Source organism: Hymenobacter negativus (assembly GCF_017571495.1).
Lineage (GTDB): Bacteria > Bacteroidota > Bacteroidia > Cytophagales > Hymenobacteraceae > Hymenobacter > Hymenobacter negativus.
The window spans coordinates 480,700-500,753 of sequence record NZ_JAGETZ010000003.1 but is presented as its reverse complement, the minus strand read 5'-3'; the positions used below and the strand labels follow the sequence as shown (position 1 = coordinate 500,753).

28 protein-coding genes are annotated in these 20,054 nt (G+C 59.4%); 23 read left to right on the top strand and 5 right to left on the bottom strand.

Annotated features, from left to right (window positions below; genetic code table 11):
• Positions 1–174 precede the first annotated feature (174 nt).
• The 23 genes from J4E00_RS08965 to J4E00_RS08855 all read left to right on the top strand — a co-directional run bounded on the left by J4E00_RS08965 (position 175) and on the right by J4E00_RS08855 (position 16,453).
• Complete coding sequence (locus J4E00_RS08965) at positions 175–1,278, top strand: Clp protease ClpP (protein WP_208174799.1); 1,104 nt, start codon at positions 175–177, stop codon at positions 1,276–1,278.
• A 37-nt stretch (positions 1,279–1,315) separates the two neighbouring features.
• Positions 1,316–2,257 carry a hypothetical protein gene (locus J4E00_RS08960; RefSeq protein ID WP_208174798.1) on the top strand — a complete coding sequence of 314 codons (942 nt, stop codon included), beginning with the start codon at positions 1,316–1,318 and terminating at the stop codon, positions 2,255–2,257.
• 102 nt (positions 2,258–2,359) lie between these two features.
• Entirely contained in the window at positions 2,360–2,635 is a 276-nt protein-coding gene (locus tag J4E00_RS08955; protein ID WP_208174797.1) for a hypothetical protein, read from the top strand.
• A gap of 3 nt (positions 2,636–2,638) precedes the next feature.
• The gene (locus J4E00_RS08950) at positions 2,639–2,785 is read left to right on the top strand and encodes a hypothetical protein (RefSeq protein WP_208174796.1); all 147 of its coding nucleotides are present in this window, start codon (positions 2,639–2,641) and stop codon (positions 2,783–2,785) included.
• Entirely contained in the window at positions 2,782–3,249 is a 468-nt protein-coding gene (locus J4E00_RS08945; protein WP_208174795.1) for a glycoside hydrolase family 73 protein, read from the top strand. Before J4E00_RS08950 ends, J4E00_RS08945 begins: the two co-directional genes overlap by 4 nt.
• 9 nt (positions 3,250–3,258) lie before the next feature.
• The gene (locus J4E00_RS08940) at positions 3,259–3,558 is read left to right on the top strand and encodes a hypothetical protein (RefSeq protein ID WP_208174794.1); all 300 of its coding nucleotides are present in this window, start codon (positions 3,259–3,261) and stop codon (positions 3,556–3,558) included.
• Positions 3,555–4,145 carry a hypothetical protein gene (locus J4E00_RS08935; RefSeq protein WP_208174793.1) on the top strand — a complete coding sequence of 197 codons (591 nt, stop codon included), beginning with the start codon at positions 3,555–3,557 and terminating at the stop codon, positions 4,143–4,145. Before J4E00_RS08940 ends, J4E00_RS08935 begins: the two co-directional genes overlap by 4 nt.
• On the top strand, positions 4,142–4,375 hold the full coding sequence (locus tag J4E00_RS08930) for a hypothetical protein (protein ID WP_208174792.1): 234 nt from the start codon (positions 4,142–4,144) through the stop codon (positions 4,373–4,375). The genes J4E00_RS08935 and J4E00_RS08930 overlap by 4 nt, the downstream gene beginning before the upstream one ends.
• A 2-nt stretch (positions 4,376–4,377) precedes the next feature.
• On the top strand, positions 4,378–5,577 hold the full coding sequence (locus J4E00_RS08925; protein WP_208174791.1) for a DUF2586 family protein: 1,200 nt from the start codon (positions 4,378–4,380) through the stop codon (positions 5,575–5,577).
• Between the two features lie 6 nt (positions 5,578–5,583).
• Positions 5,584–6,012, top strand: coding sequence for a hypothetical protein (locus J4E00_RS08920; protein WP_208174790.1), 429 nt, complete (start codon positions 5,584–5,586; stop codon positions 6,010–6,012).
• A gap of 3 nt (positions 6,013–6,015) precedes the next feature.
• The gene (locus J4E00_RS08915) at positions 6,016–6,429 is read left to right on the top strand and encodes a hypothetical protein (RefSeq protein WP_208174789.1); all 414 of its coding nucleotides are present in this window, start codon (positions 6,016–6,018) and stop codon (positions 6,427–6,429) included.
• A gap of 50 nt (positions 6,430–6,479) precedes the next feature.
• The gene (locus J4E00_RS08910) at positions 6,480–6,632 is read left to right on the top strand and encodes a hypothetical protein (RefSeq protein WP_208174788.1); all 153 of its coding nucleotides are present in this window, start codon (positions 6,480–6,482) and stop codon (positions 6,630–6,632) included.
• Between the two features lie 3 nt (positions 6,633–6,635).
• Positions 6,636–8,279, top strand: a complete 1,644-nt coding sequence (locus J4E00_RS08905) for a tape measure protein (RefSeq protein ID WP_208174787.1) — start codon at positions 6,636–6,638, stop codon at positions 8,277–8,279.
• A 27-nt stretch (positions 8,280–8,306) separates the two neighbouring features.
• On the top strand, positions 8,307–9,008 hold the full coding sequence (locus J4E00_RS08900; protein ID WP_208174786.1) for a DUF6046 domain-containing protein: 702 nt from the start codon (positions 8,307–8,309) through the stop codon (positions 9,006–9,008).
• Positions 9,005–10,045: a hypothetical protein gene (locus tag J4E00_RS08895; RefSeq protein ID WP_208174785.1), complete on the top strand. Its 1,041-nt coding sequence runs from the start codon at positions 9,005–9,007 to the stop codon at positions 10,043–10,045. The genes J4E00_RS08900 and J4E00_RS08895 overlap by 4 nt, the downstream gene beginning before the upstream one ends.
• A complete protein-coding gene (locus tag J4E00_RS08890) occupies positions 10,042–10,488 on the top strand; it encodes a hypothetical protein (protein ID WP_208174784.1) in 447 nt (148 codons plus the stop codon). Before J4E00_RS08895 ends, J4E00_RS08890 begins: the two co-directional genes overlap by 4 nt.
• A gap of 3 nt (positions 10,489–10,491) precedes the next feature.
• A complete protein-coding gene (locus J4E00_RS08885) occupies positions 10,492–10,722 on the top strand; it encodes a hypothetical protein (RefSeq protein ID WP_208174783.1) in 231 nt (76 codons plus the stop codon).
• A gap of 3 nt (positions 10,723–10,725) precedes the next feature.
• Entirely contained in the window at positions 10,726–11,037 is a 312-nt protein-coding gene (locus J4E00_RS08880; RefSeq protein ID WP_208174782.1) for a hypothetical protein, read from the top strand.
• Complete coding sequence (locus tag J4E00_RS08875; RefSeq protein ID WP_208174781.1) at positions 11,034–11,324, top strand: LysM peptidoglycan-binding domain-containing protein; 291 nt, start codon at positions 11,034–11,036, stop codon at positions 11,322–11,324. The genes J4E00_RS08880 and J4E00_RS08875 overlap by 4 nt, the downstream gene beginning before the upstream one ends.
• Positions 11,324–14,275, top strand: coding sequence for a fibronectin type III domain-containing protein (locus J4E00_RS08870; protein WP_208174780.1), 2,952 nt, complete (start codon positions 11,324–11,326; stop codon positions 14,273–14,275). Before J4E00_RS08875 ends, J4E00_RS08870 begins: the two co-directional genes overlap by 1 nt.
• Entirely contained in the window at positions 14,276–15,103 is an 828-nt protein-coding gene (locus tag J4E00_RS08865; RefSeq protein ID WP_208174779.1) for a hypothetical protein, read from the top strand.
• Entirely contained in the window at positions 15,093–15,602 is a 510-nt protein-coding gene (locus tag J4E00_RS08860; protein WP_208174778.1) for a hypothetical protein, read from the top strand. Before J4E00_RS08865 ends, J4E00_RS08860 begins: the two co-directional genes overlap by 11 nt.
• Positions 15,599–16,453: a phage baseplate protein gene (locus J4E00_RS08855; protein WP_208174777.1), complete on the top strand. Its 855-nt coding sequence runs from the start codon at positions 15,599–15,601 to the stop codon at positions 16,451–16,453. The genes J4E00_RS08860 and J4E00_RS08855 overlap by 4 nt, the downstream gene beginning before the upstream one ends.
• A gap of 53 nt (positions 16,454–16,506) precedes the next feature.
• On the opposite strand, the gene J4E00_RS08850 is transcribed toward J4E00_RS08855, so the two are convergent.
• The 5 genes from J4E00_RS08850 to J4E00_RS08830 all read right to left on the bottom strand — a co-directional run bounded on the left by J4E00_RS08850 (position 16,507) and on the right by J4E00_RS08830 (position 20,002).
• Complete coding sequence (locus J4E00_RS08850) at positions 16,507–17,298, bottom strand: T9SS type A sorting domain-containing protein (RefSeq protein ID WP_208174776.1); 792 nt, start codon at positions 17,296–17,298, stop codon at positions 16,507–16,509.
• Positions 17,299–17,418: 120 nt separating this feature from the next.
• Positions 17,419–17,646 carry a hypothetical protein gene (locus tag J4E00_RS08845; RefSeq protein WP_208174775.1) on the bottom strand — a complete coding sequence of 76 codons (228 nt, stop codon included), beginning with the start codon at positions 17,644–17,646 and terminating at the stop codon, positions 17,419–17,421.
• Positions 17,646–17,918 (bottom strand): hypothetical protein, encoded by a 273-nt coding sequence (locus J4E00_RS08840; protein ID WP_208174774.1) that lies wholly within the window; start codon positions 17,916–17,918, stop codon positions 17,646–17,648. The genes J4E00_RS08845 and J4E00_RS08840 overlap by 1 nt, the downstream gene beginning before the upstream one ends.
• A gap of 508 nt (positions 17,919–18,426) precedes the next feature.
• Positions 18,427–19,116: a hypothetical protein gene (locus tag J4E00_RS08835; RefSeq protein ID WP_208174773.1), complete on the bottom strand. Its 690-nt coding sequence runs from the start codon at positions 19,114–19,116 to the stop codon at positions 18,427–18,429.
• A gap of 1 nt (position 19,117) precedes the next feature.
• A complete protein-coding gene (locus J4E00_RS08830) occupies positions 19,118–20,002 on the bottom strand; it encodes a DUF4747 family protein (protein WP_208174772.1) in 885 nt (294 codons plus the stop codon).
• Between the last annotated feature and the right edge of the window lie 52 nt (positions 20,003–20,054).

Here is a 20,054-nt window from a genome sequence, read left to right as displayed (position 1 = left end):
CACTTATTAGAATGTGAAGCTACGTTTACGGGTGCTTAGGCTGGGATAATCTTAGGGAATCATGTGGAAAACCCTAACGAATCATGGGGCTTTTCCACACGGTTACCGACTTAGAAAAATACTATCTAAATACCCGTACTAAGTTTGGTCTGCGCTTCCAATGCGCGGCCCCCTATGTCCGTTCCCACGCTTCAGATTTATTCCGCTATTGGCTTCGACCCGAACTCGGGCACGGGCCTGAGCGCCGCCGAATTCGGCTTGCGCCTGGCCGAAGCGGAGGCCAGTGGTGAAAAGCGCGTAGCCGTTCGCATCAACAGCGGCGGTGGCAGCTGGCAGGAAGGCCAGAGCATGTACGACATGCTGAAAGCCAGCGCACTCAAGGTCGACACCTACTGCGTGGGCCTGGTAGGCTCAGCCGCAACCCTGCCGTTCATGGCGGGCAACAAGCGGCTGATTGCCAAGCACGGCAAGCTGATGATTCACGACTGTGCCAGCATGGTGGCTGGCCAAGTCGCCGACCTGGAAAACGGCATCACGCAACAGAAGGCCATCAACCATAGCATGGCCCAGCTCTACGCCAGCGCCAGCGGCCAGACGGTTGAAAAGTGCGCCGAAATGATGCGCGTGACCACTTACATGGACGCCGATACGGCCGTGGCCCTCGGCTTCGCCACGGGCTTCATGCCCGAAACCACCACCGCGCAGGCCCCACCGGCTGACCTGCCAACCGCCTCACTCCATTCCTATTACGCCTCCATTCTCTCCGCTACGGATATGAAAAATTTGTTGATTCCCATTTTCGCCGCTGCGGGCATGAGCACCGTGACGGCTAATACCTCCGACGCCGACGTTGCCACCGCTGTACAAGCGGCCTTCACCGAGCGCGACAAATTCAAAAAGGACGTGGCCGATGCCGAAGCCAAGGTAAAAGCCGCTGAGGCCACCGCTAAGGCTGCCACCGATGAGTTGGCTACCGCTACTGCCAAGCTGAAAGAGCAGGAAGATGCCGCCACGGCTGCTGCTGCTGCCGACACCACGGCCAAAGTAAACGCCCTGGTTGACGGAGCCATTGCGGCCGGCAAAATCACGGCTAGCCAGAAAGACAACTACGTGGTGCTGGCCACCGCCAACCTGGCCAGCACCACGGCCGTGCTAGCTGCCATCCCGGCCCGCAAATCCCTCACGGATAACATCATCAGCGCCAACGCCGAGGGCGTCATGCCGCTGACGGCCGCCGGGGCGATGCTCGAAGTGCAGGCCAAGCTCGCCGGCCAATAATCTCACCCTCACGCTTTTTAACCCCCAGTAGCTCAACATGGCACTGACTATTCAGGACACCACTTACGCCGGCGAAGTCGCCAGCGGCTTTATTGTAAAGGCTGCCATCGGCAACGAAATCGTGCAGGGTGGGCACATTAACGTCAAGGACGGCATCAAAAAGAAGTACACCATCCCGCGCATGAACGTGGGCGAGGACTTCATTCAGGACCGCGTGGCCACGCCCGTTTCGGGTGGCTCGGGCACCGGCAAGGGCACCATCACGGTGGACGCCCGCGTGCTCGACCCCAACGACTACATGATTTACCAGGAGTTCAACCCCCGGGACTTTGAGGACCACTGGGAGGCCGTGAACCTGAACCCCACGCTGATTGACCGCCGCCTGCCCGTTACCGTGGAATCGGTGATTCTGCAGGAGGTGATGAAGAAGCACAACCAGTGGCTGGGTGGTGCCATCATGCGCGGCAACACGGCCGTGACCACCAACAACCTGAAGTACTTCGACGGTCTGATTACCCGGGCCATCGCGGATAGCGACGTGCCCAAGGTGGCCTCGCCGGTGGTGCTGACCGCCACCAACATCAACGGCGAGTTGGAGCGCAGCCTACAGAGTGTGCCGGCCGCCATCATCTACGACCCAGCCCTGAAGGTGTTCGTGAGCTACAAAACGGCCCAGCTGTGGGAGCAATGGCAGCGCAACCAGGGCTTTAAGGGTGTCGACAACACCATGGCCGGCATCATGCGCTTTGGCGGTCGCCAGATGGTGTACCTGTACGGCATGCCCGACAATACCATTTTCTGGGCCAAGGGCGCGCCCGACATGACCTCGAACCTGTGGTTCGGCATGAACTCGAAAGACGACGCCACGGTGACCATCGCCAAGCTGCAAGCCAACAGCGAGATGTACTTCATCAAGATGCTGTGCAAAGCCGACGCCAACTACGGCTACGGCGGCGAAACCGCACTCTACACGCTGTAAGCGAGGCAGCGCACCCGACAACTGAAAAGCCCGCCCGGTACGCCGTGGCGGGCTTTTGAGGCGCCAGACAATCCTATTACAGGCACACCACCAAGCAACCTCATGGCCACGATAATCAACAACAAAGCCGGCATCCGTGACACGTTCGCCGCTTGCCCCGACCTGAAAGCGGTATACGTTTTGGAAAACGGCGACCACTACTTCAACAAGAAGCACGCCGAGCACATGGCCCGCAAGAAAGTGGAAGGCGAAGGCGAGGATGCCAAGCAGGTGCTGGACGAGAAAATCACCACCATCAAAAAGGGTGATAAAGACTTGGAAGACGAAGCGCCTGCCACTCCGGAAGCGCCTGCTGCGCCCGCTACTCCTGCCAAGTAAGCCGTGAAGTGGCTGCTGGGCCTGCTGCTCTGCGTCGGGTGTGCCACCCGGCCGCCGCAAACGATGGAGCAGGCCCAGCGCCAATACGAGCGCAATAAAGCCCGCGCTGGCGGCAACCCTACCCTGGTACCCTACTTCCCCAAGCGATGAAACCCGCTGACTTTTTCGCCAAATACGCCGCCGACGCCCAACGCACCTGCCACGGCACGGGCCTTTGTGCCTCGGTTTGCCTGGCCCAGGCTGCCATTGAAAGCGGCTGGGGCGAGTCAGGCCTCACCAAAAAGGCCAACAACTTCGGCGGCATCAAGGCCGGCTCCACCTGGAAAGGCAAGGTGCTGGTATTGCCCACCCGCGAAGTGATTAACGGCAAAAGCATCATCGTGCAGGCCGCGTTCCGCGCCTACGATTCGCCCGCCGACTACTTCACCGGCCGACTGGCCTTCCTCAAAGGACTGCCCCGCTACAAGCGCCTGTTTTCGTCCGACGATTTCGTGGCTGAGGCGCACCTGTTCCAGGCTTGCGGCTACGCTACCGACCCCAAGTATGGGGCTACGCTGGTGGCCGTCGTCAACCGCTACGGCCTGACCAAATACGACGACGTTCCCACCCGCTAACTCTCCCCCATGCCCGCCCCTACTACTACCGTTTCGGCGGACTGGGTGAAATGGGTGGCCGGGGTGGCGCTCGCCCTGAGCAGCACCGCCTTTGGCTACGCCATCAACACCGAACACCGCCAGACGGCCACCGAAACCACCCTCAGCCTGCACATGGCCGAAGCGGAGAAAACGAAGGCCGAAGTGTACCAGCGCCTGAGCGCGCAGGACCAGAACCAAAAGGACGTGCTGCAGGCACTCAACGACGTGAAAGTGGACATGGCCGCCATTCGTGGGGCCCTCGGCATTCCCAAACAAGCAGCCAAATGAGAAACCTCCGCATTGCTTTATTCCTCGCAGGTGCGCTCTCGGGCTGCTCAGTGTTCCGCTCTACGCCTGAGCAGAAGCTCGCGCAGCTGGTAGCAGATAATCCGCATCTGGTGACCACTGACACGGTGACCGTCACCGTGCACGATACGGTCACCGTGGCCAAAGTGGAGTTCCAAACCAAGTACGTGGCCGTGCCCAACGTGGTGCGGGAACAGCGGGACTCGCTGCAGTTGGATTCGCTGCTCAACAAGCTCAGCGCCTCGCTCGACACAGCCCAGCACAAAGCCGCCAAGTCCAACATTCACCGCCTGCTACGCCAGCGGCCCATTTTCCCGGATACGCTCTGCTTCGATACGCTGGGCGTGCACGGCCGCATCTGGCAGCAGGGCAACGTCTACAACATCCGCCTCACCCGGGACGAAATCAAAACGCCGCACACAGCCCAGGCTAAAGCTGCTTATCAGCGCCTGACGCCCTGCGACTGCAAACCGGTCATCTGGTACGACCCCAGCACCTGGCCCTATCTGTGGCTGCTGGCTGGGTTTATGGGCGGCATCGCCCTGTGCCTCATCCTTCGCCGCAAATGAAAACCATCTGGCACCGCCTCTCGGCCCCTACCCCGCGCTTCTGGCGCCGGGTGCGCCTCATCGCCGGGGGCCTGGCCGCTGGCATCACCACGGCCGCGCATTACGACCTAGCCCCGGCCGACTGGTTGCCGCTGCTGGGCAAGCTGGCCACGGTCGCCGCCAGCATCGCCGCTACTGCTTCTTTCACCTGCTCGGACGCTCCCGCGGAAGCCGACCAAATCCCCTCTTAGTTATGGCCTTGCCCGACATCAACATTACGAAAGCAACCGGCGGCCTGGGCCGGCAACAGCCCACCAGCGACGGCATCAGCGCCCTCATCACGCAGGGCGTTGCCATTGCCGGCAAGCTCGCGCTGGGCACGGTCTATGAGCTGCGCAGCATTCAAGCGGCCGAAGCCATTGGCATCACCGCCACCGCCACCAACTTTACGAAGACCTACCGCCACATCAGCGAGTTCTTCCGTCAGTCGCCCGGTGCGGTGCTGCTGTTCATGGCCGTGGCCCGCACGGTGCCCATGGCCGACATTTGCGACCGCACGCTGGCAGGTGGTGCCAAAACGCTGCTCACCAACGCCAACGGCCGCGTGAAGCAGTTGGCCGTCGTGCTCAACCCTGCCTCGGGCTATACGCCCGTGGTGACCGGTGGCCTCGATGCCGACGTGCTAACCGCCGTAGCCAAAGCGCAGGCCCTGGCTGCCGAAGAGTTCCTGCAGCACCGCCCCGTTGCCGTGCTGCTCGGTGGCCACAGCCTGCAAGCCGACCTGAGCACCGCCCCCGACCTGCGCGCCCTCAACAGCGAGTACGTGGCGGTGGTGGCCGGTACCGACCACGGCAACGCCCCGGGCGAGCCCGCCATTGGCACGGCCCTGGGTGCTACTTCCGCCGCTGGCGTGAACGAATCCATTGCCTGGGTGCAGAAGTTCAACCTCACCGGCGACGGCAGTTTCCTCAACGCCGGCCTGACCAACGGCAAGGCCCTGAGCGAGCTATTGCCCGGTGACCTGGGCAATGTGGCCGACAAGGGGTTCATCGTGGTGCGCCAGCACGCGGGCATCGACGGCTTCTACTTCTCCGACTCGCCCACCTGCACGGTGGCCAGCAGCGACTACGCCTACCTGGAAAACGTGCGGACCACCAACAAGGCGGCCATCATCACCCGCACCGCGTTGCTGCCGGCCCTCAACGGCCCGCTGCCGGTGAATGCGGACGGCACGCTGGTGGCGCAGGCCATCGGCGAGTTGCAGGGCAAGGTCGTAGCCGCCCTTACAGCGGGCCTGCAGCAGACCGGCGAGGCCTCGGCCCTGGGGGTGTACATCGACCCGGCGCAGAACGTGGTCAGCACCTCCCAATTGGCCGTGCGTGTGCGCCTGGTGCCCGTGGGCGTCGGCCGTCAAATCAATGTTTCGCTCGGCCTCGCGGCCAAAATCTCCTAATTCGCCATGGCTGATTTCGTTCCACTCATCAACGGCACCGCGTATGCGTGGGCTGACATTCGCGCCCAACTGCTGGGCCAAACCGTGGCCGGCATTACGGCCATCTCCTACGGCGTCAAGCAGGAGAAGGTGAACAACTACGGCGCCGGCAACAACCCCGTGAGCCGGGGCATCGGCAAGCGCGAACCCAACGCCTCCATTACCCTCGAAATGAAGGAAGTGGAGCGCATTCAGGCGGCGCTACCGCCCGGCGGCAGCCTGCTGGACATTAAATCCTTCCCCATCGTCATCAGCTACGTGAACCCGGTCAATCAGCTGATTACCCACACGCTCCATAATGCCGAATTCACCGAAAACAAGCGGGAAATCAAAACCGGCGACACCAACATCGAGGTGGAGCTCCCCCTCATCATCTCCCACATCGAAGGCTTGTAAAATATGAATGCTGTTGAAACTCCCCTCGACCTGTCCAGCCCTGAAGCAGCCGCTAAATCCATTTTACGGGAAATAGGCGTTCCGCTTATTGCAGGCCAGTTGTCTCCCGAAGCCATTGCCGACCTCAAAGCCAAGCACGGCGAACTGCACATCATCGAAGTGACGATTAGCGCCACTGATACGGGCGTGGCCTATCTGAAACCCGCTGACCGCAACGTGGTGGCCTACGGGCTGACCAAATCCATGAAGTCGCAGATTGTCGAGGCCGGCGAGTTCGTCCTCAAAAACTGCTACGTCGGTGGCGATGAGCGCCTGAAGCTCACCGGCCCGGTCGCCGAGAACAAGGCCCAGCTCACGGCGGCCATTGCGGCGGCTTCGCTGCTGGACATGTTCGACGTGAGCGTAAAAAACGCCTAGCCGCCGCGCCCGTCGTCTCGGACCGACCCCAGGACGACGAGCTGCAAAAAATGGCGGCACTGATTTCCCATTTCCTGCACATTCCCGACCCCGAAAACCTCAGCGATGAGGTGTTCGCGGCCAAGTTCCAGCAAGCCGACTGGCTGCGCCGCAACCCCCAGGCCCGCGGCGTCACGGCCGCGCTCCTGGTCAGTTCCTACTAAGCCATGGCAAACGTTCTGAATTTTAAGCTGACGCTGGAGGACCTGCTCGGGCCCAAGGTTGCCTCGGCCATTCAGCGCGTTACCCAACTGGGCCAGCAGGTCGACAAGCCGCACAAGCTGAACATCGACACCAGCCAAGCGAATGGTGCCCTGTCGGGCGTGATGGGGCTGGTGGGCAAGCTGGGGTTAGCGGCGGCTTTTGCGACCGGGGCCAAGGCCATCGTGGGCATGGGCACGCAGATGGAGCAGACCCGTATTCAATTCGAAACCTTCACCGGCTCGGCCGAGAAGGGCAACGCGGTGATTGGCCAGCTGCAGAAGTTTGCCAACCTCACCCCGTTCGATGATGAGCAGGTTATCAGCGCGGGCCGGCAGCTGCTGGCCTTCGGCGAAGATGCCACGTCGCTCAACCCCATCCTCACCAAGCTGGGCAACATCAGCTCGGCCACCGGCAAGGATTTCGGCGAGCTGGTGAGCATCTACGGCAAGAACAAGCTCTCGGGCATCATCCAGGGCGAAGACCTCAACCAGCTCAACGATTCGGGCATTCCGGTGATGAAGTCGCTGGCGGCCCAATTGGGCGTTAACGTGAGCCAGGTCCGCAAAATGGGCGAGCAGGGCAAAATCACCTTTGCTATGCTCGACAAGTCATTTGATGAGTTGGGCGGGGCCGGCGGCAAGTGGGGCGACCTGATGGATAAGCAGAGCCAGACCGTGGCCGGCCGGTGGTCGTCGTTGGTGGGCTTTGCGCAGAACCTGGGCGGCAAGATGGGCGAAGCCGTCAACCCCTTCATCGGCCGCATTGTCGACGGCGGCAACGAGCTGCTGCTCTTCATTCAAAAGAACACCGACAAAATCAAGGAGATGTTCCAGCCAGCCGTTACGGCGATGGAGCCGCTGTTTGAGGCTTTCGACCGCATCCGGCAGCAGCTATTCGGCAATGCCGACGCGGGCAGCATCCTGACCACCGTTTTTAATGGCCTGGCCAACGTCATCCGCTTGCTGGCGCCCGTGCTCCGAATCGCGGCTACGCTGGCGGGCAAGGTCGTGACCGTCGTGTGGGACTTGATTAAGGGCATTGCCAAATTCATCCAGACCCATGAGTGGATTCAGAAATACTACGCGGCCATCTGGGGCGGCGCGGTGGCGGCCTTCAAAGGCATTGCCGACGCGGCCGGCAAGTTTCTGGGTGGCACGGGCAAAATCCTCGAAGGCCTGATGACCATGAACTGGTCAAAGCTGAAAGAGGGCTTTTCCGAAACCATGTCCTCGCTGGCCGATGGCCCCAAAGTAGGCGGTGACATTGCCTCCGGCGTGGTAAAGGGCTGGAAAGAGGGCATCAAGCCCATCAAACTCTTCGGCGACGACAAGCCCATGGGCACCGATGCCGCCAGCACGTTCCTGAACAAACAAGCCGGCAGGGCGCAGGGCAAGGCTCCAGCGCTGACGGCAGCAGCCAGCGCCGGCGGCGTGGCGGGTGTGGGTGGCAAGGGCATCACCAACATCTACCTGACCGTGAACCGCCCCTTTGAAAATACGACCATCACGGCCGGCACCCAGCAGCAGGCCGCGAAGCAGACGGCCGACATGTTCCGCGATTTCTTCATGGCCGAACTCAACGACGTGAACACATTGGCTTCTAACTAACAGCTAATAACTAACAGCTAACACCTAATGCCCTACGGCCTCACCCCATCGAATACTGCTGACAGTCTGAAGGACCGGGGCTACGCCGTGGGCACCAATCAGGCCAGCACCGCGCTGGGTGGAAACTACCTGCCCATCGACTTGCGGGCGCTCACGGCGGAGGCCTTCGGGTATTCATCGGTGCGGCGGTTCCAGCTGCCCCCCGGGCAGGGCCAGGAGGGCACCGATGGCTTCTACGCCAGCCAGGCCGGAGCCGCTGAGCCCGTGGGCTTGACCAACATGTTTGGCCTGCCGGTCTTCGTTGCCGTGCAGCTGCACTCGGCCAAGAATCCGGCCACGGGCGACTACGCCAACGGACTGGTATTGCTCGACCCGCTGGTGACGGTCGATGAGCCGTTCAACATTCTGGAAACGCCTATCGTCGGCCGTAAGGGTACGGTGAAGGAGTACATCAACCAGGGCGACTACGGCGTGACCATTCGCGGCATCCTGGCCACCGACCTTAACGCCGTGGACCGCATGGCCTACCCCTTGCCCGAAGTAAAGCGCCTACGCGACTTGTGCGCCCTGGGCGTCAGCATCCCGGTATCGGGCTGGCTGCAGGAGGTGTTCGGCATCAGCAACCTGGTGGTGAAAAATGTCCGCTACGAGTCCTTGCCCGGCTTTATCAACCTGCAAGCCTACGAGCTGCAGTGCCTGTCCGATGACCCTATTGAGCTTGTGTTGTGATGTTCACCCTGGAAAACGGCATATCGATTCAGATTGGCGCGCTGCGGCCCATTACCATCGTCCACGAGGTCGAGATAGAAAGCGCGTGGGCCAAGTTCACCGACACGGCCACCATCACGCTGCCGCGCAACCTCAACGTGCTGCACGAGAACGTAAAAACGCCGCTGCCGGACCTTATCGGCGTGGGCGACACGGTGAGCATCCGCTACGGCTACGACGGCAACCTGCGCACGGAATTCACCGGCTACGTGTCGGAGCTGAAGCCGGGCACGCCGCTCCAAATTAAGTGCGAAGACCAGATGTGGAAGCTAAAACGGCAAACCATGTCCCACAGCTGGCGCTCGGTCACGTTGCGCCAATTAATGGAGTATATCCGCGACCAATCTGGTCTCTCCTTCCCTATTCACACGCTGGGTGAGTTGGTCGTAGGCAAGTACCTCATTAACCAAGCTACCGGCGCCCAGGTGTTTGACGACCTAAAAAAGCGTTTTGGGCAAAGCTTCTTCTTCCGCAACGGTGTATTATGGGCCAGCAAACCTTACGATGAGTCCACCGCGGCCACTCACCGTTTCGGATTTCGACAAAACATCATTGACAGCGACCTGGCCTATACCAACGCCGCCGATGTGGCCCTGCACTTCCGCGCCACGAGCACGCAGCCGGACGGCAAGAAGATTCAGGTAGACGCTTCGGGTGTGGTGAAAACCAAGAAAGCCAAAGGGGATACCACCGTACTCGTGACGGCCCTCAGCGCGGGCGTCGCCAAGGGCGAACTACGCACGCTCATCGGCCCGCCGGGCCTGAACACCGCGCAGCTGCTGGCCTGGGTCAACCAGGAAGCGGCCCGCCTGCGCTTCGATGGCTATCGGGGCGGGCTCACCTCCTTCGGCCTGCCCGCTGCCGAGCACGGCGATATCGCCCGCATCACCGACCCCGACTATAAGGAGCGGACCGGGGACTATTTCATTGATGCCGTGAGCAAAACCTTCGGCGTGAACGGCAGCCGGCGCAAACTCAAACTCGGGCCCAAAGCATGAGCACCCTCCGCGAACAAATCCAGCAGATGATACGTGGCGAAATCCCTACGCAAGCCCTGCTCGGTACCGTGCTCACGGTTGACCGGGCTAAAGGCGTGTGCGACGTGCAGCCGGCCGAAGCGGGCGCGCCCGTGCTGCTCGATGTGGCCCTGCGCACCGTCGAAGGGGTGGGCGGCTTCGTGCTCTGGCCCAAAGAGGGCTCGTTTGTGGTGGTGGGCCTGGTCGACAACGACCCGAACCACTGCTACGTGGCCATGGTGTCGGAGGTGGCGCAATTCACCCTCAGCACGGCCACCGACAGCGCCGGGAAGCTCTTCGCCGACCTCTTCGCCGCCATCGGGCAGCTCTCCGTCACGACGGGCACCGGTCCCAGTGGCCCGCCCATCAACCTCCCGGCTTTTCAGGCCCTCGCCCAGCGGGCCGCTCAACTTTTCACCGCCTAAGCCATGCTCAATACCCAAGCCGCCGAAACCGCCGTGCTGGCCCTGCTGGATGACCAAGCCGCCCGCACCGATAGCAGCCCGGCCGCCCGGCAACAAGCCCGCGCCGACTTTGCCCGCGAGTTGGTCGGCATCATGGCCACCATGATGCGCTCGGGCACGGTCACGGGCACCGTCACCACCCTCGGCAGTGCTACCACCCAAACCGGGCCGCTCACCAACGGCCGCATTTCTTAACCCATGCCCACCGCCACCGACCTGCTTTTAGCCCCTGACTACGACCTGGCTTTCACCGATGCCGGCGACCTGGCCGTGGGCGCCAGCGATGCCCAGCACCTGGCCTTGCTGCAGCTCACCAACCAAGGCGAGTGGCGGCAGGCCCCGCTGGTGGGCATCGGCCTGCAACGCTACCTCGCCGCGCCCTACGGGCCGGTGCAGGCAGCCGCCCTGCAACGGGAATTCACCATTCAACTCACCCGCGACGGGTACCAGGTGCTCACGTTGGACCTCGCCGACCTGAGCGCCGCCCGCCTTAACGCCGTCCGCCCATGACCCTCATCACCCAAGGGCAAAGCCTGGTCGACGTGGCCGTGCAGGAACTCGGCAGCGTGGCCGCCCTCTTCGATTTGGCTGACGCCAACGGGCTGGCCATTACCGACCTGCTCACGGCCGGGCAAACACTCACGGTACCGGCCGCTGATGCGGCCGACCTGCCCACGGCGGCCTACTTCGCCAGCCGGGCCCAGCGCATCAACACCGGTGCGCAGCCGCCCGAGCCCCAGCCCCGCATTTACGATTACCGCCGCAGCGATTATTCACCCTTAGACTACAACGCGTAATGTCTGCCCTAACGGATACTTTACTGGAGCAACTGAACCTGTTGCTGGCGTCGGCCAGCGACATCACCGCCTCGGAGCACCGCGCCTTCGAGGAACGGCTGATTGCCGCCATTGGCCTGTTGGAAGGCCGCCTGCGCGGCAACAACATCTACACCGGCGAGCTGAACGGCGGGGCACCGGACGCTTCGCTCGGCATTGAAGGCGACCTCTATGTGGCCCAGGACAGCAACGACTTTTTTACGTTCGTGGACGGCCAGTGGCTGTTCCTGTTCAACCCGCGCCCGCAGCCCAGCGCCTTTGTGCCGGTGTCCGTCAATCAGTACGCCACCCACCCGGCTTTTGCGACCGAACGGGAATGGCTTATCTGGCTGACTCAGCATGTGGGCACGGGTACGGTGGCACCTGCCATCACTGCCCCCGGCCAAGTGCCCAACGTGACCGCCACGGCCGGCAATGCGCAGGCTGTTGTGAACTGGGGCACGCCCAGCAATAACGGCGGCGCAGCCATCACGGGCTACACGGTGAAATTTCGGCCCGTTGGGGCCCCTACCTATTCGGTGTTTGGCTCTTATTCGGCGACGACCCACACCGCAACGGTCACCGGGCTGGGGAACGGCACGGCTTACCAGTTCACAGTTTTTGCCACCAGCAGCGCCGGCGACGGCGCTCTGTCAACGCCTGCCACGGCCACGCCGGCAGCACCTTCAGCGCAGGCCCCCACCATCACCGGTTTTAGCCCGGCCAGCGGCCCGGTCGGGCAGGCTGTTACCATTACAGGTACCAACTTCAGCGGCTTTACCAGCTTGCGGCTGAACGGTGTTGCCATTCCCCTTGGCAACGTGACGGCCAGCACGTCAACCAGCATCACCTTCACGCTGCCCGCAGGGGCGACGGATGGGGTGTTTTCCATTACGACGCCGGGCGGGACCGCAAGCAGCAGCGGCAGCTTTGACGTGACCGTTAACACCACCACCTACGATTTAGCAACGTTTGGCGACTCGGAGTCCTCCAATGCCGAGCCCAGCCGCAATCCGTCGTGGCCCGACATCCAAGCCACCTTACTGGACGCTAACGTTTTCCACAAGGGGACGAACTACGCAACCCCAGGTGACAAGATTCTGAGTCAGTTGCCGTCTATTCAGAACCACGTCAAAAACACGACTTATACCAAAACCATTGCGCAGCTCTACTTCGGCATTAACGATGCCGGCCAAGGGCACACAACCGCAGAGATTATTGCTGACCTGAAAACAGCCATTGCCGCCGCGCTGGCGACCTGTGATTATGTGATGCTGGGCACGCTCACAGCCTACGACACAAATGCGTTTTATCCAGCCATTCCCATTGCCACCGTGCAGGCAATATCGGCCGAAGTGCGGCAATGGATACTGACCGAGTCGTTTGCTTTCGGCGTGTCGGTGGTGGTAGATAGCGCCTCGGATTACCGGATTGGGGGCGCGGGTGCCGGCCTGAATACCACGTATTTTACGGATGGCCTGCACAAGACCCTGGCCGGCCGGCAGGTGGAAGCCCCGCTGTGGGCGGCTGGCGCGCAGCTACTCGCCAGTGGCCAGACCGGCATCATTACCGGCCTCTCGGTGGAAGGCGCTCCAGCTGGGCCGCAACCTTACTCGCTGGTTTACCAGAAACAAAACGTGTTGGCGGTGCAGGATTACCGAGGCGCTGCTTACGGCCCGAAGGCCAACCGCACGCTGGCCAGTGCGCCGGACGCCTGGGCTACGAACCGCAGCGGGTGGGATTTCCCACTCCAGGGGTTCCAGTTCGATGTGTTCGATATTGCTGGCATCACGGCCGCTACCCTAATCTCCCAGGTGCGCCTGAGCGATTACGACGTACCGGCCGTGCTGGTGCAGCAATCGACCAGCAGCAGCACCCCTGGCACGTTCGCCCTGTTCATTCAGGGCCGGGCCGTGCAGTTTCGCAAGCGTGACAGCAGCGGGGCCGCCTGCTCGGTGACGCTGCCCATTTTGGTTAATGACGGCGAACAACTCAGCATTGCCGTGCTGATGAACCGGGCCGGCAATGCGCCGTTGGCCCTGTGGGTCAACGGGGTGTTAAGCACCGCGGCGGACTATAACGGCGGCGCCCCTGGCGACTTTGTGGACGAGCCGGTGTTTGTTGGCTTGTCACCTGAGCCATCCGGGTTTTTACGGGGGTTGATGTTTTTCAAAAAAGCGCTGACCAATGCCCAGCTAACCGCCTGGTTTACGTTTGCGGACACGCTCCCCTCGGATGGCACGGTCAGTGGTCTGGCTGGCGCAGGGGTGCTCAAATTCCCCGCCAACAACCTAGTGGCTTATTTTGATTTAGCGACTGGCGTTACCCAATCGGGTGGGGTGATTGACAACGTGCCCAATCAGGTACCCGGTGGGCTGCCGCTTGTGCCTGATAGCCCCGCCAATGCCCCCATACTGGATACCTTCGACGGCCACCCGGTCCTCAGCACCGCGTCCAACAACGCCTCGTATTTGACCACTTCGTTTGCGCTGCCCAGTGCCGCCGCTGGCCTGCAAACGGTGGTGATGCTTGTAAACATCGCCGCCATCGCCGGTCCGGGGGCGGTGGTCTGGAGCACGGGCAGCAGCTATTTCCTGGTGCGCGGCGACGGGGTGTTTGTCCAAGGGGCCGGCGCGCCCATTCCGCCGTCCGCTTCCCTGGTCGGCCGGCCACATTTTGCGCTGCTGATTTTTACCGCGCAAGCGGGCTCCACGGAACTCGATGTCAACGGGGTTTTGCAAGGAACCGGCCCGGCGCCTACTCCCATTGCGGGCGGGGTGCAAACGTACCGGCTTAACACTTACGCAAACGGCCCTGGCTACAACGGTGATATGCGCGTGGCGGCCCTTGGGATTTATAGCGGTGCGCTGAGCCCGGCCGCCAAGTCCAACATCAAAAACCTAGTCCTAGCCGCCGGCTTCACCCTCGCATAAATGGCACGTTCCATCTCCGACATTCAAGCCGCCATTGCGGCAGACCGCGCCGCCCGCACCGAGCTGGCGGGGCTCACCAGCCCCAGCGCCACGGCCATCTACAAGCTCATCGAGTACGTGGTGGCCGTGGCCCTGTGGGCACATGAAACCATCTTTGACCGCCACCAAGCGGACGTCAATGCGCTGATTGCCGCCGCCCCCGCCGGCGTGCCCAGTTGGTACGCGGCCCGCGCCTTGGAATTCCAGTTGGGAGACCCCCTGGTGATATTGCCCACCGGCCGGGCCGGCTACGCAGCGGGTACCACGGGCGCCCGAATTGTGACCCGTGCCACGGCCAAGGAAAACGACCAGACTGGCAAGCTCTTCATCAAGGTGGCCAAGAACGGGGCCTCGGCTGGCACCTTGGCGGCGCTCAGCAACGCGGAGCTGGTGCAGGTACAGGGCTACTTTGCCCGCCTGCGCTTCGCCGGCACTCGGCTGGAAGTGGTGAGCCGGGAGGCTGACCGGCTCCAGCTCACGGGCGCGGTGTATTACGACCCGCTGCTGGACGTGCCGGCTTTTAAAGCCGCCGTGCTGGCCGCCGTGCAGGGCTACCTGGCAAACCTGGCCTTTGATGGCCTGGTGTACGTGGCCCGGCTGGAAGATGCGATTCAGGCCGTGCCCGGCGTGCAGGACGTGCAGCTGGTGACAGTGGCCGCCCGTGTGGGCTTAACGGCGCCGACGGTGTTTGCCCGCATGTACGAAACGGCGGCCGGCTACATCGTGACCGAAGAAACGGCTGGGCTCACCCTGGCCGACACCTTAACCTTCATCCCCAATGCCACCTAACGCCAATATCCGGTATAAGGTCGATTTCGACTACCTGAGCACGCTGCTGCTGCCCGCGCTGCTACGCAAACCGAAGCTGCGCGCCTGGCTCGCAGCGCTGCTGGCGCCGCTTCGTCAACTCTACGCCACCTTTCTGCTCTATGCGGAGGCTACGCGCATCGAGCTGGCCTACAACAGTCAAACCATTGTGCTGGAAGGTGCCCTAAACGACCAATTCGACCCGCTGCTGCGGCGCATTCGAATTGACAACAGCGACACGGAGCTGATACCGCTCTACCTCAATTTCGTGAGCGAGCTGCAGCCCGACGTGTACCTGCTGTTTGCGGCGGAGAGCCCGCCCTGGACTTACTGCTACGGGTACGTTGAATTCAGCACCCAGACCGATTTCACTGTGCGCGTGCCCGTGCTGCTGCGCAACCCCCAACGCACCGACCAACTCAACGCCCGCATCCGCCACTTCAAGTTGGCCACGCGGCATTACCGCTTACTTTTTGTATGAAAACCTTAGAATTTGATTTGGGGGGCCGCCCCATTGCCAACGACGATTTGGTAACCCTGCAGAGTGAAACCACCGCCAGCGTGGCCGCGCTCTACCTGGGCCGGGGAGCCTTCATCGTGTCCGGCTGCCAGGTGAGCGGCAGCGGCCCGTCCTACAACGTGTCGGCGGGCATCGTCTTTCTCGATGGCCAGCTGCTGCGGTTTTACGGGGCGGGGAGCGTCACGCTGCCCATGCAGCTGCAGCGGGGCGGCTACGACTTCCTCGACCAGCGCACCTACCAGGTGGGTGGTACGAAAACCTGCATCCGGGAGCGGGTAGCCGTGCTAGTAGATGCCGACCCCTCCTACACGGGTGGGGAGTTTATTCCCTTTGATACTTGGGGCGGCCTGCGCTGGGACCACGTAATGCGCGCTTCGGTGCGCTACCTGGGAGAAATTGCCCCTTTGGCCTCGGTTGGATATGTGCCTACTGACTATGACGCCGATGGGCGAGGCTTGCCTGGTACCAGTGCCTGGGGCTGGCACGAATGCAATGGCAGCGGTGGTACGGATAATTACAACGGCCGCGTATTGCTGGGACGTGATGCCAATAAATCAGCCTATGACACTGTAGGCAAGCAAGGTGGTGCAGAGACCCACCGGTTGACGGTACCAGAAATGCCCTCCCACCGGCATACCTCCGAGCGCTTTGCCCGCTACCAAGATTTTAAGGCACTGCCGAATACTGGCGGTGATAATGCTGTACGGGACCGCGGGTATGTGGAAGAGGACCCAATGGGCGGCGACCTGCCTCACAACAACATGCAACCCTTCTCAACGGTGCTCATGCGTCAGTGGGTGGGATATGTCTAACAACAAAAAGCCCCGGCCAACTTGGTCGGGGCTTTTTGTTTGTTTGGACGGTACTACTGAATAACAAAGCGTTTGCCCGCTGTTACCCCAGCAGCCGTTTCAACAGTGTACGTGTACACACCGGCGCGCAAGTCCCGGGTGCCCATTTCGAGTCGGTTGATGTGGCTGTCAATTTGGTAGGCCCCCACAAGGCGGCCGCCCATATCGTACACTTTGAGGCTGCCCGTTTGGCCTGCTTGCAATGAATAAGGTAGATTCACCAAGGCTTGAGCCGGGTTGGGGTACGCGCCCGAAGCATCCTCCAGCTGCGGGGTAGCGGCCCGAAGAGCCAAACGACCAGCCAAGCTGTACACCCGGGTATATTCCCGAGTCAACGTGTAGGAGTTGCTATACGTCCTTATCGTCGATAGCATCTTAGCGCCTGCTGGAGTATTGTAAATCGAAACATAGTAGTTTGACGAATCCAGCACGGCTAGTTGACTACCTGTTTCCGAATAAACAACTGACTTGCCGAGCCCACCATTGACATTGGTTGAACCATAATGGGCGATGTATTCAACATTATTAGCATTTACGTCAAATAATGCGTCTGAAACGTACTGAACGCCTCGGAACTCATACGCTGTGCCTAATGATGGTACGGTCAACTGCTTATATACAGAGTGGTTTAAGTTGTAAACATTCACTTGATTGGTTGCCAGCTGAGTCGTCTGATACTTATAGTCACCATTACTGAGCCGAATAATTTCGCCTTGCCCTTGATACACTTTTTCCGGTGTAACTTGGGCTTGAACAGAGCCAGCCAATAGCATGGCGAGAGCAGAGAGGTAGAGTTGTTTTTTCATGAACAATAGAAAGTGGTTTGTGAATGGGGGCAGAAATATACAGCCGCACGCTCTATCTTTCAGCACCGTTTCATACTTGCCTGTAAAGCCCCAGCCGTGTCCAGCAGCTGGGGCTTTTTATTATCCCGTATAAACGAACACCGGCCGAGGAGCCTGACCAATTGGGTAGAGTTCAGCAGCCCAGTACCAATCCCAGTGCCCATCATCCAGTTGGTAGGCATCCTCCCGCCGGTTGCTCTGAGCATAGCTGACTAGCAGCCAGCCCCGCGCCGTGATGGTGCGCACGGGCGCATTGTAGGCCACCTGCACTAGGTCGCCAATGCCGTAGTGAAATTCACCGTAGCCCATTACTCGGTATCTGGCATCCAGTCTGGCAGCTTCACGAACATGGCGTAGTCCGGCAGCCGGTCATCCTCGCTGCCTGCTTCGAAGGCGAATAGAAACTCGATTTCGTTTTTCTCGGTATCGAAGTTGACTTCCACGAAGAAGCCGCCCGGCACTTGGAATAGATTTACAGCTAGGTGGAAGTCATCCCAGCGTCGGGCCAGGTACGTACCCCGCTGAAAGACGTAAGCGTACTGCACTTCCTCGGAGAGCTGGTTGAAGTCGTGTAGGGTCATCGGTAGGCAAGGTAGGGAGCGGGCATGAAAAAGCCCCAGTGGAGAGCTGGGGCTTTTTATTCAATGATAGATGGTAAAAGCTATTGACAGTGAGACCGAGCTAGAATTTCATTGGCTTGACGAAGGGCATCTTGCTGGCCACCGGAGTTGTCCATATTATCCCACTCAACAGCAATTAGTGTAGCATTTGCTAAGCGCTCGGGCACTTCCTGTGATGGAGCACACAAGTAAAGATTGCCAAGCACATTTACTGGTTTGCTAGGGTCGTAAGTTAGCACTACGCACCGGTCAGCAGTTAGCACTCCCCACGCCGCACGGAGGCGGGAAGCAGCAAAAAAAATATTCAGTTTCATATGCATTTTTTTAGACAAAGACCTGATTTACAATCCAAACAACTCAAATAAGGCTGCTTAATGCCTCATCAAAAGTTTACAAGAGTACAACAAAAAGATGTCAAAAAAGGAGCCTTGTGAATTTATGACAAGCCAGTTTTTTTTACAAAGAACGGCTACTGCTGTGTGTCGTTGCTTTTGCCCTTCTTGCGTGCCTCGTATTCGTCAGATAGTCGCTCTTCTGTTAGGGTGTAGTGGTACCGCTGAGCAAAGTTGAACACATTGACTACCGTGTCTTTCAATGACAAAATGCTATAGAAAAGCAGGAAAAGAAATACTACTACTGATACTTTATTGATTGTAGGGACAGCATCATGCAGCATTCCTACAAAACCCGTTCCTGCCGACAAAGGAATCGAAAGAGTAAACTGGGCGATTACAGCAGCAGCCAACGTAATCGACTGTAAGTAGATAGTCAACGCGAAAATTGTGCTGAGCATCTGGAAAAGACTGATACGGCGACCTTCTATAATGTGAGTAGCAGATTTCAAGAGTGATGCATTACCAAATCCTATCAGAATTGTATAGCCCCCTAACAGGAAACCAAGCAGATTCGGTAGAATCGACACACTAGTATCTACTGTTCGCTTCAGGAAGTCGTCAATGTTAACACCAGTTACCACAATTAATCCAAAGACGATGATGGTCACTATTGCTGGTAAAACAGAGCCCCATAGCAGTTTGTCTTTCGGGTAGATTGACAACAACCCAGTTACCCCCATTGCATGCTGTTTAGCCATACGGCTAAGGACAACCTCAGCAGCTTGCTGTATAGCCAAACGCCGACGCTCAGAAAGCTCGTCCATGTTATCCCCTAGGAAATAAGTTTTTCAGCTTGGCATACATGTCACGCACCACATCTCCTGGCTTCTCAGAAACCACTGATTCTTCGCGTGGGTGTTCTTCCGTCTCCACTGTGCGCCCCCGTTTAGTAGGGCTTTTAGCATCTATCACAGTTGCGCTAACCTTGCCATTACTTTGAGCTAGTTCAAACGCACCTTGCAAAAATGGAATTTTGGCAACGTCCAGTCCTTCCGTTGCGCCGTCCGATATAGCCTCAATTACAAAACGACCGACATTTCCAGATTTCATTTTTTGGTCTAAGTCAGCTGCGTTCTCCTTTGACATGTCATTATTAGTATAAGACACTTCAATGCGAACACGCTTAATTCGAGGGGCATCAAGTATTTCTCGAAATGTATCCCCATCCTGCTCAATGTCTACATCTACAAGTTGGCCCGTTTTAAGTATTTGCTTGAATGCTTTTACAAAATAATCATGCGCTTGTTTAATAGAAAGAGGGCCACCTCGTTTAGAAATAGCTAGTCGATGGTTCGACGGGCTGAAGAAGAAGGCAACATCTTTTGGGTTAGGAACGCGATTTATAGGCAAGCCTTCTTGGTCTTCTTCGCTCTGGTCAGGCTCCTCTAAGTTTAACAGCTTCCCTGAGGTCAGTGGCGTGTAACGAGTGATAATGCCATATAGCATGATATTATCACCAATACGCTCGATTATGCATCGCTTCATAATCACACCAATGTTTTGAGTTACAGTAGCTCGAATTCTCCGACTGGCCAACTGCGTGATTAAGCCCACATAATCATCTTGGCTCGCCTCTTTGGCTTCAGGCATTCGTAGCTTGACATTAAGGAGGTTGAATGTGGTTTTAACGGAAGCGTCTTGTTTTGACATTAGATTGGAGAGTGAAAAGGCTTGTTTTGTAAGATATATTGACCGAATAAGC

Excerpts from the sequence above, each read along its gene's own strand:
- J4E00_RS08965 (WP_208174799.1), top strand. The coding sequence starts at position 175 with ATGTCCGTTCCCACGCTTCAGATTTATTCCGCTATTGGCTTCGACCCG.
- J4E00_RS08960 (WP_208174798.1), top strand. The coding sequence starts at position 1,316 with ATGGCACTGACTATTCAGGACACCACTTACGCCGGCGAAGTCGCCAGC.
- J4E00_RS08955 (WP_208174797.1), top strand. The coding sequence starts at position 2,360 with ATGGCCACGATAATCAACAACAAAGCCGGCATCCGTGACACGTTCGCC.
- J4E00_RS08945 (WP_208174795.1), top strand. The coding sequence starts at position 2,782 with ATGAAACCCGCTGACTTTTTCGCCAAATACGCCGCCGACGCCCAACGC.
- J4E00_RS08940 (WP_208174794.1), top strand. The coding sequence starts at position 3,259 with ATGCCCGCCCCTACTACTACCGTTTCGGCGGACTGGGTGAAATGGGTG.
- J4E00_RS08935 (WP_208174793.1), top strand. The coding sequence starts at position 3,555 with ATGAGAAACCTCCGCATTGCTTTATTCCTCGCAGGTGCGCTCTCGGGC.
- J4E00_RS08930 (WP_208174792.1), top strand. The coding sequence starts at position 4,142 with ATGAAAACCATCTGGCACCGCCTCTCGGCCCCTACCCCGCGCTTCTGG.
- J4E00_RS08925 (WP_208174791.1), top strand. The coding sequence starts at position 4,378 with ATGGCCTTGCCCGACATCAACATTACGAAAGCAACCGGCGGCCTGGGC.
- J4E00_RS08920 (WP_208174790.1), top strand. The coding sequence starts at position 5,584 with ATGGCTGATTTCGTTCCACTCATCAACGGCACCGCGTATGCGTGGGCT.
- J4E00_RS08915 (WP_208174789.1), top strand. The coding sequence starts at position 6,016 with ATGAATGCTGTTGAAACTCCCCTCGACCTGTCCAGCCCTGAAGCAGCC.
- J4E00_RS08910 (WP_208174788.1), top strand. The coding sequence starts at position 6,480 with ATGGCGGCACTGATTTCCCATTTCCTGCACATTCCCGACCCCGAAAAC.
- J4E00_RS08905 (WP_208174787.1), top strand. The coding sequence starts at position 6,636 with ATGGCAAACGTTCTGAATTTTAAGCTGACGCTGGAGGACCTGCTCGGG.
- J4E00_RS08900 (WP_208174786.1), top strand. The coding sequence starts at position 8,307 with ATGCCCTACGGCCTCACCCCATCGAATACTGCTGACAGTCTGAAGGAC.
- J4E00_RS08890 (WP_208174784.1), top strand. The coding sequence starts at position 10,042 with ATGAGCACCCTCCGCGAACAAATCCAGCAGATGATACGTGGCGAAATC.
- J4E00_RS08885 (WP_208174783.1), top strand. The coding sequence starts at position 10,492 with ATGCTCAATACCCAAGCCGCCGAAACCGCCGTGCTGGCCCTGCTGGAT.
- J4E00_RS08880 (WP_208174782.1), top strand. The coding sequence starts at position 10,726 with ATGCCCACCGCCACCGACCTGCTTTTAGCCCCTGACTACGACCTGGCT.
- J4E00_RS08875 (WP_208174781.1), top strand. The coding sequence starts at position 11,034 with ATGACCCTCATCACCCAAGGGCAAAGCCTGGTCGACGTGGCCGTGCAG.
- J4E00_RS08870 (WP_208174780.1), top strand. The coding sequence starts at position 11,324 with ATGTCTGCCCTAACGGATACTTTACTGGAGCAACTGAACCTGTTGCTG.
- J4E00_RS08865 (WP_208174779.1), top strand. The coding sequence starts at position 14,276 with ATGGCACGTTCCATCTCCGACATTCAAGCCGCCATTGCGGCAGACCGC.
- J4E00_RS08860 (WP_208174778.1), top strand. The coding sequence starts at position 15,093 with ATGCCACCTAACGCCAATATCCGGTATAAGGTCGATTTCGACTACCTG.
- J4E00_RS08855 (WP_208174777.1), top strand. The coding sequence starts at position 15,599 with ATGAAAACCTTAGAATTTGATTTGGGGGGCCGCCCCATTGCCAACGAC.
- J4E00_RS08850 (WP_208174776.1), bottom strand. The coding sequence starts at position 17,298 with ATGAAAAAACAACTCTACCTCTCTGCTCTCGCCATGCTATTGGCTGGC.
- J4E00_RS08845 (WP_208174775.1), bottom strand. The coding sequence starts at position 17,646 with ATGGGCTACGGTGAATTTCACTACGGCATTGGCGACCTAGTGCAGGTG.
- J4E00_RS08840 (WP_208174774.1), bottom strand. The coding sequence starts at position 17,918 with ATGACCCTACACGACTTCAACCAGCTCTCCGAGGAAGTGCAGTACGCT.
- J4E00_RS08835 (WP_208174773.1), bottom strand. The coding sequence starts at position 19,116 with ATGGACGAGCTTTCTGAGCGTCGGCGTTTGGCTATACAGCAAGCTGCT.
- J4E00_RS08830 (WP_208174772.1), bottom strand. The coding sequence starts at position 20,002 with ATGTCAAAACAAGACGCTTCCGTTAAAACCACATTCAACCTCCTTAAT.